Genomic DNA, 12,910 nt, shown 5'->3' with positions numbered 1-12,910 from the left:
CAACCGGAAGGACGACGTGATTGGCGCAGCGGCGCAGCAAGGACGACGACGGGCCGGAGCGATCGTGCATCGTGTCGCGCGAGGTCCGCGCGCCGCATGAGATGATCCGCTTCGTCGCCGGGCCGGACGGCGTGCTGGTGCCCGACCTCAAGGGCCGTCTTCCCGGTCGCGGCGCCTGGGTGGCGGGGCAGGCCGAGCTGGTGCGCGAGGCGGTGCGGCGCAAGGCCTTTGCCCGCAGCCTGAAGACGCAGGTCACCGTGCCGGCGACGCTGGCCGAGGACGTCGACCGCCTGCTCGAGCGGGATGCGCTGCAGGCGTTGTCCTTCGCCAACAAGGCGGGCGAGGCGGTCTGCGGCTTCACCAAGGTGGAAACTGCCATCGGCAAGGGCCATGTGGTGGTTCTGCTGCATGCCCGCGAGGCGGCCGCCGATGGCGTCCGCAAGCTGGGTCAGGCGGTGCGGCGGCAGGGTGATGCCGCGGCGGAGCGAATAATTGTCGCCGATGTCTTTGCCGGCGATGATTTGGGTTTGGCATTAGGGGCACCACATGTGATACATGCAGCCCTTATTGCCGGCCCGGCGAGCACAGGCTTCCTGGCTCGATGGCGACGGCTATCTTGTTTTCGGGGGTCGCGGCCGATCGAGCCGGTCGGCGGGCTCGATGGGCCCAGCGTCCCCGAAGCGGATAAATAGCACCAGTCGCAACGCGGTGCCCATGGGCACGGAGGCTAGAGTCCCGGCAGGTCTGGGGCTGCGCGTGGGCCGAATTCGGCCGGAACGGAACATCAGGGTCAGGGTGACCCGCCGGAGCACGTCTCGATCGGATGTTTCCGACCGGTGGAAATGCTCCCACTTTTCAGTCATGAGCGCATGTCGCTCGGGCGGACGACCCGACCGATGAGCGCTGAAGGGCGAGCGGCAGGAACGGAATGAGCGAGAGCAAGAACCCGGGCGACAAGACGATCAGCGTCGGACAATCCAAGACGTTGACGCTCAAGCGCCCGGTCGAGCACGGGACAGTACGCCAAAGCTTCTCGCACGGCCGCAGCAAGTCGGTCGTGGTCGAGAAGGTGAAGCGTCGTGCCCTGGGCCCGGGCGAGCTGAAAGAGGCGCCGCCGACCCCCATCGTGCGTCAGCCGCCGTCGCAGACCGTGCCCAGCCGCCCGGCCCCGCCGCAGCAGCGCCCGACCGGTGTGGTGCTGCGGACGCTGACCGAGGACGAGCGCGAGGCCCGCATCCGGGCCCTCACCGAGGCCAAGGGCCGCGAGGAGGAGGACCGCCGCGCCGCCATCGAGGAGGCCCGCCGCCGCGCCGAGCGCGAAGCCCGCGAGCAGGCCGAGCGCGACGCCGCCGAGGCGCGCAAGCGCGAGGAAGAGGAGCGCCGCCGGCGCGAGGACGAGAGCAAGCGCCGGGCGGAAGAGGAAGCCCATCGTCGGCTCGGCGACACGCGGGCCGCCGCCGCCGCGGCGGCGCGTGAGCCGACGCCGCCGCCGGCGCGCGCCGAGGCAGGCCCGGGCACGCCGACAGCCATCGTGTCGCGGCCGCGACACGACGGCCGTCGCCCGCCGGTGCTGCTGTCGCCGACACCGCCGGCACCGCCCGCCGCGAAGCCTGCGCCGACGACCTCTCAGCCGGCCGCGGCAGCACCAGCCGCCCGCGCCGCGCAGACGACCGACGAGGAGGCGCCCCGCCCCCGCCGGCCGCTGGGTGCCGGCGCCCCGGCGCGGCCCGCGCTCGCCCCCAAGCCGGCCAAGACTGCCGGCGACGCCCGCCAGCGTGGCCGTCTGACGGTATCGACGGCGCTGACCGCCGGCGACGAACGCACCCACTCGGTGGCCGCCTTCCGCCGCCGCGTGCAGCGCATGAACCGCGGCAGCGCCAACGAGCCGCGCGAGCGCCTGTCGCGCGAAGTGGTGGTGCCGGAGACGATCACCATCCAGGAACTCGCCAACCGCATGTCCGAGCGGGCGGTGGATGTCATCCGCATGCTGATGAAGCAGGGTGACATGCACAAGATCACCGACGTGATCGACGCGGACACCGCCCAGCTGATCGCCGAGGAGTTCGGTCATACGGTGCGGCGCGTCGCCGAATCCGACGTCGAGGAAGGCCTGTTCAGCGCCGACGACGCCGACGAGACGTTGAAGCCGCGGCCGCCGGTCGTGACCATCATGGGCCACGTCGACCACGGCAAGACCTCGCTGCTCGATGCGGTCCGCAAGACCAACGTGGTCTCCGGCGAAGCCGGCGGCATCACGCAGCACATCGGCGCCTACCAGGTGACCTCGCCGCTCGGCGGCAAGATCACCTTCATCGACACGCCCGGCCACGCGGCGTTCACCTCCATGCGCGCCCGTGGCGCCAAGGTGACCGACATCGTCGTACTGGTGGTCGCCGCCGACGACGGCGTGATGCCGCAGACGGTCGAGGCCATCAACCACGCCAAGGCGGCGCAGGTGCCGATCATCGTGGCGATCAACAAGATCGACAAGCCGGACGCCAATCCGCAGCGGGTGCGCACCGAGCTGCTCCAGCACGAGATCGTGGTGGAGTCGATGGGCGGCGACACGCTGGAGTTCGAGGTCTCGGCCAAGGTCGGCACCAACCTCGACAAGCTGCTCGAGGGCCTGCAGCTGCAGGCGGAAATCCTCGACCTCAAGGCCAACCCGGACCGCTCGGCCGAGGGCAACGTCATCGAGGCCAAGCTCGATCGCGGCCGCGGCCCGGTGGCGACGGTGCTCATCGACCGCGGCACGCTGCATGTGGGCGATATCGTCGTCGCCGGCAGCGAGTGGGGCCGCGTGCGTGCGCTCATCGCCGACACCGGCGAGCACATCAAGGAGGCGGGCCCGTCGGTGCCGGCCGAGGTGCTCGGCTTCAACGGCACGCCGGAGGCCGGCGACCGCGTGGCGGTGGTCGAGAACGAGGCGCGCGCCCGCGAGATCACCGAGTTCCGCGCCCGCCAGCGGCGCGACCTGGCGGCCGCGCGCGGCGCCGCGAGCGGCCGCTCGCTGGCCGACATGATGCGCGACCTCAAGGAAGGCGCCGGCAAGAAGGAGTTCACCCTCGTCGTCAAGGGCGACGTGCAGGGCTCCGTCGAGGCCATCCGTGGGGCGCTGGAGAAGCTCGGCAACGATGAGGTCACCGCCCGCATCCTGCATGCGGCGGTGGGCGGCATCACCGAATCCGACATCACGCTCGCGGAAGCCTCCAAGGCCGCCGTGGTCGGCTTCAACGTGCGCGCCAACAAGGAAGCACGCGAGGCGGCGGAGCGAGCCTCCGTCGAGATCCGCTACTACAGCGTGATCTACGACCTCGTCGACGACGTGAAACAGGCCATGTCCGGCCTGCTGGCGCCGACGCTGCGCGAGCATCGCCTGGGCGAAGCGCAGATCCTGGAGATCTTCGACGTGTCGAAGGTCGGCAAGGTGGCGGGCTGCCGGGTCACCGACGGCGTCGTCGAGCGCGGCGCCTTCGTCCGCCTCATCCGCGACAACGTGGTCATCCACGAGGGCAAGCTCTCGCAGCTCAAGCGCTACAAGGACGACGCAAAGGAAGTCGGCGCCGGCCAGGAGTGCGGCATGTCGTTCGAGAACTACCAGGACATGCGCAAGGGCGACGTCATCGAGTGCTATCGCGTGGAGGAGATCCGGCGCAGCCTGTAGCCGGCGCCTGGAACGGGGACTGGCGCCTTTCCCTGAAAGCGCCGCGGTTCACCCCCACCCCTACCCCTCCCCACAAGGGGGAGGGAGGCGCCTCTTTTTTAATGCGTCGAGAGTAGGCGAGGCGGCCAGCCGAACGGCCTCCCCCTTGAGGGGAGGCTGTCCCGTGCGGAGCGGAAGGGACTGGTGGGGGTGCTGCCTCGACGCTAGAGCGCTTTGCGATTGGGTGGACACACCCAATCGCGAGAAAGCGCTCCAGATTCAAAAGATTATGAGCATTTCTCTGCCATTGGATGGGTCTATCCAATGGCAGAGAAATGCTCTAGCCGAACAGGCCGCCGACGCCTTGAACATCAACTGTGCAGCGCTGCCAGAGCATGATCCCGAGCGGGATGCCTCCGGCGCGGGACCCGGTCCGATCCCGGGAGAAGACGATGAAGAAAGCAAGCCCCTCCTCCGGTCCGTCCCAGCGCCAGCTGCGCGTCGGCGAACTGGTCCGCCATGCCCTCGCCGAGGTCCTGTCGCGTGGCCATATTGCCGACGACGTCCTGGCACGACACGTCATCACGGTGCCCGAAGTCCGCATGTCGCCGGACCTGCGCCTGGCCACCTGCTACGTCATGCCGCTCGGCGGCAAGGACGAGACGGCGGTCGTCGCTGCGCTCGAACGCAACAAGAAGGCGCTGCGCGCCGAAGTCGCCCACCGGGTGAACCTGCGCTACGCGCCGGATCTGCGCTTCCAGCGCGATACCACCTTCGACGAGGCGGACCGCATCGATCGCCTGCTGCACACGGACAAGGTGCAGAGCGACCTCGCCAAGCCGCGCGCCGACGACAAGCCTCACGACGATCAGCCCCTCGACGACAAGTCCCGCGACACGCCATGACCAGCGATATCCCGCCGACGGCGGATCCGGCCGCCCAGCGCGCCGCCCCGGCCGACGCCTCCCAGCCGCGCCCGCCGCGACCCAAGAAGCGCGACGTCAACGGCTGGGTCGTGCTCGACAAGCCGGTCGGCATGACCTCGACCCACGCGGTCGCCGCCGTGAAGCGGCTGTTCCGGGCCAAGAAGGCAGGGCACGCAGGCACGCTCGATCCGCTCGCCTCGGGGCTTCTGCCGGTGGCGCTGGGCGAGGCGACCAAGACCGTTCCCTTCGTCATGGACGGCCGCAAGGCCTACGCCTTCACCGTCGCCTGGGGCGAGGAGACGGATACGGACGATGCGGAAGGCAAGGTCATCGCACAGTCCGACGACCGGCCGCAGCCGGACGTGATCACCGAGCTGCTGCCACGCTTCACCGGGACGATCCTGCAGGTGCCGCCGCGCTTCTCGGCCATCAAGATCGACGGCGAACGCGCCTACGACCGGGCCCGCGACGGCGAAGACGTGCAGCTCAAGCCGCGCGCGGTCACCATCGACCGGCTGACGCTGGTGTCGCACATCGAGGACCGCACGCTGTTCGAAGCCGAGTGCGGCAAGGGCACCTATGTCCGAGCCATCGCCCGCGACCTGGGCCGCGCCTTGGGCTGCTTCGGCCACGTCTCGGCGCTGCGGCGGACCCGGGTAGGGCCGTTCGGCCTGGCCGACGCGGTCACCCTGAACGACCTCGGCCGCGCCGCGGACGAGGGCGGCACGGCGGGCCTGCTGCCGGTGGCGTCGGCGCTCGGCGAGCTGACCCACGTCGAGGTGAGCCGCGGCGACGCGGCGAAGCTGGCACGCGGGCAGAGCATCCTCATCCGCGGCCGCGACGCCCCGATCCATGCGGGAACGGTCGCCGTCACCGCGCTCGGCCAGCTCGTCGCCCTGGGCGAGCTGGAGAACGGCGAGCTGCATCCCCGCCGCATCTTCAACCTCAATCCGCGGGGCTGAGCGCCGAAGGCGTTCGTCATGTCCGTTCGTCATGTGCGATGCCACCCGCCCCCGCTCCTCCGCCGGGAGCATGATCCCAGGGCTGTCGTCTCCGGCAGCGCCATGACGATGGCCGGCGCCACGGGACATCCGCGGCTGCCGCGCCGGCAGGAGGAGCCATGCGTCTTCAGATCGCACTCGCGAGTGCATTCATCGCCACCGTGGCCGCCGCTCAGGCACAGGCAGCGGGCCGCTGCGCAGTGACCGACCCGACGGGCACGCCCCTGAACCTGCGCGCCGCACCGAACGGGCGCATCCTCGCCTCGCTCAGCAACCGCCAGACCGTGCAGCTCCTCGACCAGGTCTACGACGGCCAGGGACGAGCCTGGGCGCTGGTCCGGATGTCCGGCGGCGGCGGCACCGGCGTGCGCGGCTATGTCTTCCGCGAGTTCGTGAGCTGCTACTGACGGCGCCCCGGCCGACGGCGGGCTCGCGAGAACGCGGGGCCCGCCCGGTACTCGCCGCGGCCGGAAACGCATGGCGGTAGCCAAGGCGGCCGCTTTCGTGCATAAGGTCCGCTCCGGATGGAGCTGACGGCTTCAGGCGGACCCACCGCGCACGACTCCGTCCATCACCGCCGGGCGTATCCGCCCGCCGGATAGGCGTTTGTCAAAGCGGTTCCCAGACCTCGCTGGACGACATCCCGGCCAGGCCAAATCTCTCAACGAAAGGACTATCGATGTCGATCACTGCCGAGCGCAAGAAGGCGCTCCTGTCGGAGTATGGGCTGAAGGCCGACGACACCGGCTCGCCCGAAGTGCAAGTGGCCATCCTGACGGAACGGATCGTCAATCTGACCGAGCACTTCAAGACTCACGCCAAGGACAATCACTCCCGGCGTGGACTGCTGAAGCTCGTCTCGCAGCGGCGCTCCCTCCTCGACTACGTCAAGCGGAAGGACGAAGCCCGCTATCGCTCGCTGATCGAGCGCCTGGGCATCCGTCGCTAACGGCTCCTGCTTGAGCATCGGACCCAAAGGCGGCCGTCGGCTTTGGGAAAAATCCGACGCTAGGACAAAGCTGGAGGGGCGGCTCCGATTCCATCGGAGCGTCCGTCGTTCCGGCGTCGAGGTCGCGGCCGGGCCTGACCCGGCCATCTGTCCGTCCGGACCGCGGCGAGAGGTCCCGTGCGGCGCTGCAGGCCACCACGCCGGCACAGGCTGCACGACAGCCAGGGCACGCAGGGCCCTGGGCTTGGGGATGATGGATGGCGGGGCCAAGCCCGGCCGTGACGACGCGGGGAGGGCCGACCTATCGTCCCCACCCGAGAGCGCTTCGCGAGGGGGCGGACTTGCCCAGTTGCACAGGAAGCGCTCCAGATTCAAAGTGTTGGAGCATGTCTCGCCGAGACCTGCTCCAGGCGGCGGTCGCCGCCGCGGACGCCCGATGGTCGGGCGTTCGGTCCCGACACCCGGCCCGACCAGGGCAGGATAGCCGGATGCTCGTGGCCTGAAGTGCTTCGCGATGGGCGGACTCCCCCGATCGCACGAGAAGCGCTCCAGGTTCAAAGACTTGGAGCATGTCCGTCCGATCGGATGCGCGCATCTGATCGGGCCCGGCTCCAGTCGCCAGCATCCCGCCGTCTTGCTCATGGCGCGCATGGGTGTGCATGCATGAGAAAGATGGACGATGTTCGATATTCAACGTGAAGAGCTAATCTGGGCCGGCACCAAGCTCACCCTCGAGACCGGCCGTATCGCCCGCCAGGCCGATGGCGCGGTGCTCGCGACCTACGGCGAGACCACCGTGCTCGCCACCGTCGTCGCCGCCAAGGAGCCCAAGCCCGGCATCGACTTCATGCCGCTGACGGTCAACTACCAGGAGAAGGCCTTCGCCGCCGGCCGCATTCCGGGCGGCTTCTTCAAGCGCGAGGGGCGCCCGAGCGAGAACGAGACGCTGGTCTCGCGCCTCATCGACAGGCCCATCCGGCCTCTGTTCATCGACGGCTGGCGCTGCGACACCCAGGTCATCGTGACGGTGCTGTCGCACGACCTGGAGAACGATCCCGACATCGTGGCGATGGTGGCCGCCTCGGCGGCGCTGACGCTGTCGGGCGTGCCCTTCATGGGCCCGATCGGCGGCGCCCGCGTCGCCTACAGCAAGGGTGAGTTCAAGCTCAACCCGACGCTCGCCGAGCAGGAGGCCTCGGACCTCGACCTGGTCGTCGCCGGCACGCAGGACGCGGTGCTGATGGTCGAGTCGGAGGCCAAGGAGCTCAGCGAGGAGGTCATGCTGGCGGCCGTCATGTTCGGCCACAAGCACTTCCAGCCGGTGATCGAGGCCATCATCCGCCTGGCCGAGCGCGCCGCCAAGGAGCCGCGCGACATCACCACCGCCGACAATTCCGAAGTCGAGAAGGTGGTGCTGGAGATCGCAGAGGCGGACCTTCGCCAAGCCTACGCCATCACCGACAAGCAGCAGCGCTACGCGGCGGTCGATGCCGCCAAGCAGAAGGTGGTGGGCGCCCTGCTGCCGGCCGGCGCCGAGCCGCGCTTCCCGGCCGAGACGGTCAAGGCCGTGTTCAAGGACGTGCAGGCCAAGATCGTCCGCTGGAACATCCTCGACACCGGCTCCCGCATCGACGGTCGCGACGTCCGGACCGTTCGTCCGATCGTCGCCGAGACCGGCTTCCTGCCGCGCACCCACGGCTCGGCCCTGTTCACGCGCGGCGAGACGCAGGCCCTGGTGGTCGCCACCCTCGGCACCGGCGACGACGAGCAGTTCATCGATGCGCTTGAAGGCACCTACAAGGAGACCTTCATGCTGCATTACAACTTCCCGCCCTATTCGGTGGGCGAGACCGGCCGCATGGGCTCGCCCGGCCGCCGCGAGATCGGCCACGGCAAGCTGGCCTGGCGCGCCGTCCGGCCGCTGCTGCCGGCCCACCACGAGTTCCCCTACACGGTCCGCGTCGTGTCGGAGATCACCGAGTCGAACGGCTCCTCGTCGATGGCGACGGTGTGCGGCACCTCGCTGGCGCTGATGGACGCGGGCGTGCCGCTGCGCCGTCCGGTCGCCGGCATCGCCATGGGCCTGATCCTGGAAGGCGAGCGCTTCGCCGTCCTGTCGGACATCCTGGGCGACGAGGATCACCTGGGCGACATGGACTTCAAGGTGGCGGGCTCGGAAGCCGGCATCACCTCGCTGCAGATGGACATCAAGATCGCCGGCATCACCGAGGAGATCATGCGTGTCGCGCTGGAGCAGGCGAAGGGCGGCCGCGAGCACATCCTCGGCGAGATGGCCAAGGCGCTGACCTCGGCCCGCGCCGAGCTCGGCCAGTATGCGCCGCGCATCGAGACCATGAAGATCCCGCAGGACAAGATCCGCGAGGTCATCGGCTCGGGCGGCAAGGTCATCCGCGAGATCGTCGAGAAGACCGGCGCCAAGATCGACATCAGCGACGACGGCACCATCAAGATCGCCTCGTCGGACTTGAAGTCCATCCAGGCGGCGCAGAACTGGATCAAGTCGATCGCGTCCGAGCCCGAGGTCGGCATGATCTACGACGGCACCGTGGTGAAGACCACCGACTTCGGCGCCTTCGTGAACTTCTTCGGCGCCAAGGACGGCCTCGTCCACATCTCCCAGCTCGCGCCGCAGCGCGTGCAGAAGGTGACCGACGTCGTCAAGGAAGGCCAGAAGGTCAAGGTCAAGCTGCTCGGCTTCGACGAGCGCGGCAAGGTGCGCCTGTCCATGCGCTCGGTCGATCAGACCACCGGCGAGGACCTGGAGGCGAAGCAGAAGGCCGACACCGACGAGGGTGGCCAGGCGGCGGAGTAATCCGCCCCTCCCAGCTGCCTCATGGCCGGGCTCGACCCGGCCATTCATCGGCTCAAGAGAAACGCCGGTCCTGACAGGGCCAGCGTTTTGCTGTGTTGGCCAAGCCAAGCGGATGGACGACCGGAAGACGTTGGCCTCGAGCTAACACCCCCCACCAGTCCCTTCCGCTTCGCACGGGACAGCCACAAGGGGGAGGCCGCTCGGCTGGCCGGCCCGCCTCATACTCCGACCCTGAAAAACTGAGGCGCCTCCCTCCCCCTTGTGGGGAGGGGTAGGGTGGGGGTGAACCGCGACGCTTGCGGGAGAAGAGCTCAGTCCTAGCCGAGCGAAGGCCCGCTACTCGTCCTCGCCGAAGCGTTCGGCCAGCAGCCGTTCGATGGCTTCCAGGCAGGGCTCGGCGTCGCCGCCCTTGGCGGTGACGGTGATGGTGGTGCCCTGCGCCGCCGCCAGCGTCAGCAGGCCCATGATCGAGGTGCCGCCGACGGTCTCGCCGCAGCGGGTGACGGTCACGTCGGACTCGAAGCGGTCGACCGTCTGGACGAACTTGGCCGACGCGCGCGCATGCAGCCCCTTGCGGTTGACGATGGGCAGCACGCGCACCAGCGCCCCCTCGGGCACCGGCGCGGGCGGGCAGTCCTCCTCGAGCTCCTGCACGAACGCGGTCCCTCCCCTAGAGCATTCCGCCATCGGATGGCGGCCATCCGATGGCCGAGAAATGCTCATAGCTTTTTGAAGCTGGCGCGCAAGCCATCCGTAATTGGATGACATCATCCAATTGCGCAATGCTCAACGCTTGGCATCCGGAGGGCTTATTTTCCGGCGAGCACCCGGCTCGCCACGTTGATGTACTTGCGGCCGGCCTCCTGCGCCTGCAAGACCGCATCGGCGAGCGGCTTGTCCTCGCGCACGCTCGCCAGCTTGATCAGCATCGGCAGATTGATGCCGGCGATCACCTCGACCTTGAGGCCGTTCATGCAGGAGATGGCCAGGTTCGACGGGGTGCCGCCGAACATGTCGGTGAGGACGACGACGCCCTCGCCGGTATCGACGCGCTTGACCGCGTCGAGGATGTCCCGTCGTCGGCCATCCATATCGTCGTCGGGACCGATCGTGACGGTCTCTACCTGTTTCTGCGGGCCGACGACGTGCTCGAGCGCGGAGCGGAATTCCGTCGCCAGACAACCGTGCGTCACGAGCACAAGACCGATCATTTGGGTGTCCGAGCGAGACGCCTCGACAGCGCCCTCCGAAGAGGGCTCATTTTGTGCATTGCGGCGCGAAGCGCAAGCCGGATGCGACCATTTAGTCATGGGCGTGTCACGCTTGCCGCAATTTGCGCCACCGGGCGCAACCGGAAAGGTTGCATCATGTCCCTCACACGATCCGGTCTGGGTCCCGGATCTGGCTGAGCGCCGCCCAGACGATGGCTTCGGCGTTGTCGTCGACCCGCACCTGGAGACGGTCGATCACGATCCCGTCGATCGCCGTGGAGCGGGACCCTGCGGCCGGCAGCCGCTCCGGCTCGCCGCGGCCGCAGTCGACGACCAGCCGCACCACGGCCGCCGCCTCGTGGGCGAACGGCACGATGCCCAGGCCGCGGATCTCGCAGCGGCCGGCGATCGCCGGCGCGGGCCTGGCGATCAGCCGGCCGCCGCTGACCGCAAGACACGTGCGGTCGTCGGCAACGAGGCGGGCGAACAGCCCCCGAGCCCGCGCCGCGGCGATGAGCCCGAGCCCGAGGCGGGACTTGCCGGCGCCGCTCTCGCCGCGGATCAGCACCCCGGCCTCGCCGAGAAGGACGCAGCCGGCGTGGATCGAGGCCGCGCTCATTGGGCCGCAGCCGCCGGCAGGCGGACGACGAAACGCGCCCCCAGGCAGCGCTGCTCCCCGGCGGAATCACGGACGGCCAGCCGGTTCTCGGCGCGGATGGTGCCCTGGTGCGCCTGGACGATCTGGCGCGAGATGGACAGGCCGAGGCCGGAGTTCTGGCCGAAACCCTCGGGCCGGTCGGTGTAGAAGCGCTCGAAGATCCGCTCCACGGCGTGCTCGGGGATGCCCGGGCCGTCATCGTCGACGCGGATCTCGATCTCGTTGCGCAGGCGGCGCAGATTGAGGCGCACGCTGGCGCCCGGGGGCGAGAACGAGCGGGCGTTGTCGAGCAGATTGTTCACCACCTGGCCCAGGCGGCCGTCGTGGCCGAGGGTGAAGTAGGCATCCCGGCCCTGCGGGTTGGCCTCGATGCTCACCACGATCGGCGCCTGGCCGTCGCGGCGGACCTCGTTGGCGACGGCGGCGACCGCCTCCACCAGGCGGGCCAGATCGACGGGCTCGGCGTCCTCGCGCGACAGCTCGGCGTCGAGCCGCGAGGCGTCGGAGATGTCGCTGATCAGCCGGTCGAGGCGGCGCACGTCGTGCTGGATCACCGCCAGCAGGCGCCCGCGCGATTCCTCCGAGCGGGCGAGCGGCAGCGTCTCGACGGCGGACCTGAGCGACGTCAGCGGGTTCTTGAGCTCGTGCGCCACGTCGGCGGCAAAGCTCTCGATCGCATCGATCCGGTTGTAGAGCGCCCGCGTCATGTCGCGCAGCGCGCCCGACAGGTGGCCGATCTCGTCGGAGCGGCTGGTGAAATCGGGAATCTGCGGACGCGAGCGGGTGCCGCGGCGGACGCGCTCGGCCGCTTCGGCCAGCCGCCGCATGGGGCCGGCGATGGTCCCGGCGAGGAGGAACGACAGCACCACCATCACCAGCGCGGCGACGATGAAGACCTGCAGCAGGCTCATGCGCTCCTTGGCGATGATCTGGTCGATGTCGCCCCCCTGGGTGGAGAGCAGCAGGGCGCCGCGCACGGTGCGCAGCCGCTGGATCGGGACGGCGACCGAGACGATGGTCTCGCCGGCGGGATTGACGCGCACCACCGTGCCGGGCGTCCCGGTGAGGGCGCGCGTCACCTCGGGCAGCGAGCGGCCGCTGATGGTGCTGAGGTCTTCCGGCGCCAGGCCCTTGCTCTTGAACACGCCCTTGGCCGCCGCCCATAGCCGCTGGAGCAGCGTCGGCGGCTCGCGCGGGATGGGCGGCAGGTCGAGCCGCAGCACGTCGCCGCGGCTGTAGAGCGAGCGCGAATCCAGGAGCGGCAGCCCATCCCGGTCGTAGATGCGGGCGCGCGTCCGCGTCGGCGTCACCAGGCGGCGCAGCAGCGGCGCGACCCGCTCCGGGTTGATCGAGAACTCGAGCGGCGACAGCGTATCGTCGTTCAGGCCCGAGCTTTCGCCTGCCTGCAATTGCAGCAGCTTGTCGGGATCGATGGTGATCGTATCGGTCTCGACCGTGGCCGAGGCGGCGATGGCGCCGGCAATGATCTCACCCTGGGTGAGCAGGCTCTGCACGCGGGCGTCGATGAGGCCTTCGCGGAACTGGTTGAGATAGCCGAAGCCGACGAGCAGCGCGACCAGGCCCGCCAGGTTGAGAATGACGATGCGCCGCGTGAGGCTCGACGATGCCCGCGCCAGCATCGCCCGGCCGACGCGGCGCAGCCGCCGTGCGAACTTGCGGCCGAAGCCG

General features: G+C 69.5%; 11 protein-coding genes. 7 read left to right on the top strand and 4 right to left on the bottom strand.

The window, feature by feature from the left end; genetic code table 11:
- Positions 1-20 precede the first annotated feature (20 nt).
- The 7 genes from ACZ5PO_RS08185 to pnp all read left to right on the top strand — a co-directional run bounded on the left by ACZ5PO_RS08185 (position 21) and on the right by pnp (position 9,352).
- On the top strand, positions 21-692 hold the full coding sequence (locus ACZ5PO_RS08185; RefSeq protein ID WP_464192126.1) for an RNA-binding protein: 672 nt from the start codon (positions 21-23) through the stop codon (positions 690-692).
- Between the two features lie 236 nt (positions 693-928).
- Positions 929-3,664 (top strand): translation initiation factor IF-2, encoded by a 2,736-nt coding sequence (gene infB, locus ACZ5PO_RS08180; protein ID WP_464192124.1) that lies wholly within the window; start codon positions 929-931, stop codon positions 3,662-3,664.
- Positions 3,665-4,095: 431 nt separating this feature from the next.
- A complete protein-coding gene (gene rbfA, locus ACZ5PO_RS08175) occupies positions 4,096-4,548 on the top strand; it encodes a 30S ribosome-binding factor RbfA (RefSeq protein WP_464192122.1) in 453 nt (150 codons plus the stop codon).
- The gene (truB, locus tag ACZ5PO_RS08170) at positions 4,545-5,531 is read left to right on the top strand and encodes a tRNA pseudouridine(55) synthase TruB (RefSeq protein WP_464192120.1); all 987 of its coding nucleotides are present in this window, start codon (positions 4,545-4,547) and stop codon (positions 5,529-5,531) included. The genes rbfA and truB overlap by 4 nt, the downstream gene beginning before the upstream one ends.
- Positions 5,532-5,689: 158 nt before the next feature.
- Positions 5,690-5,977, top strand: coding sequence for a peptide-binding protein (locus ACZ5PO_RS08165; protein WP_464192118.1), 288 nt, complete (start codon positions 5,690-5,692; stop codon positions 5,975-5,977).
- Between the two features lie 272 nt (positions 5,978-6,249).
- The gene (rpsO, locus tag ACZ5PO_RS08160; protein WP_464192116.1) at positions 6,250-6,519 is read left to right on the top strand and encodes a 30S ribosomal protein S15; all 270 of its coding nucleotides are present in this window, start codon (positions 6,250-6,252) and stop codon (positions 6,517-6,519) included.
- 679 nt (positions 6,520-7,198) lie between these two features.
- A complete protein-coding gene (pnp, locus tag ACZ5PO_RS08155) occupies positions 7,199-9,352 on the top strand; it encodes a polyribonucleotide nucleotidyltransferase (protein ID WP_464192114.1) in 2,154 nt (717 codons plus the stop codon).
- 336 nt (positions 9,353-9,688) lie between these two features.
- On the opposite strand, the gene ACZ5PO_RS08150 is transcribed toward pnp, so the two are convergent.
- The 4 genes from ACZ5PO_RS08150 to ACZ5PO_RS08135 all read right to left on the bottom strand — a co-directional run bounded on the left by ACZ5PO_RS08150 (position 9,689) and on the right by ACZ5PO_RS08135 (position 12,882).
- Positions 9,689-10,039, bottom strand: coding sequence for an HPr family phosphocarrier protein (locus ACZ5PO_RS08150; protein ID WP_464192112.1), 351 nt, complete (start codon positions 10,037-10,039; stop codon positions 9,689-9,691).
- Between the two features lie 122 nt (positions 10,040-10,161).
- Positions 10,162-10,563 carry a PTS sugar transporter subunit IIA gene (locus ACZ5PO_RS08145; RefSeq protein WP_464192110.1) on the bottom strand — a complete coding sequence of 134 codons (402 nt, stop codon included), beginning with the start codon at positions 10,561-10,563 and terminating at the stop codon, positions 10,162-10,164.
- A 163-nt stretch (positions 10,564-10,726) separates the two neighbouring features.
- A complete protein-coding gene (locus ACZ5PO_RS08140) occupies positions 10,727-11,182 on the bottom strand; it encodes an HPr kinase/phosphorylase (RefSeq protein ID WP_464192108.1) in 456 nt (151 codons plus the stop codon).
- On the bottom strand, positions 11,179-12,882 hold the full coding sequence (locus tag ACZ5PO_RS08135; RefSeq protein ID WP_464196744.1) for a stimulus-sensing domain-containing protein: 1,704 nt from the start codon (positions 12,880-12,882) through the stop codon (positions 11,179-11,181). Before ACZ5PO_RS08135 ends, ACZ5PO_RS08140 begins: the two co-directional genes overlap by 4 nt.
- Between the last annotated feature and the right edge of the window lie 28 nt (positions 12,883-12,910).

It is taken from the genome of Chelatococcus sp. KU-N122 (assembly GCF_055391085.1).
The sequence above is the reverse complement of the archived record's forward strand: the minus strand, read 5'-3'. Positions and strand labels throughout refer to the sequence as shown.

Bases quoted from the DNA above. Each gene is read 5' to 3' on its own strand.
- infB (WP_464192124.1), top strand. From the start codon at position 929: ATGAGCGAGAGCAAGAACCCGGGCGACAAGACGATCAGCGTCGGACAA.
- rbfA (WP_464192122.1), top strand. From the start codon at position 4,096: ATGAAGAAAGCAAGCCCCTCCTCCGGTCCGTCCCAGCGCCAGCTGCGC.
- truB (WP_464192120.1), top strand. From the start codon at position 4,545: ATGACCAGCGATATCCCGCCGACGGCGGATCCGGCCGCCCAGCGCGCC.
- ACZ5PO_RS08165 (WP_464192118.1), top strand. From the start codon at position 5,690: ATGCGTCTTCAGATCGCACTCGCGAGTGCATTCATCGCCACCGTGGCC.
- rpsO (WP_464192116.1), top strand. From the start codon at position 6,250: ATGTCGATCACTGCCGAGCGCAAGAAGGCGCTCCTGTCGGAGTATGGG.
- pnp (WP_464192114.1), top strand. From the start codon at position 7,199: ATGTTCGATATTCAACGTGAAGAGCTAATCTGGGCCGGCACCAAGCTC.
- ACZ5PO_RS08150 (WP_464192112.1), bottom strand. From the start codon at position 10,039: ATGGCGGAATGCTCTAGGGGAGGGACCGCGTTCGTGCAGGAGCTCGAG.
- ACZ5PO_RS08145 (WP_464192110.1), bottom strand. From the start codon at position 10,563: ATGATCGGTCTTGTGCTCGTGACGCACGGTTGTCTGGCGACGGAATTC.
- ACZ5PO_RS08140 (WP_464192108.1), bottom strand. From the start codon at position 11,182: ATGAGCGCGGCCTCGATCCACGCCGGCTGCGTCCTTCTCGGCGAGGCC.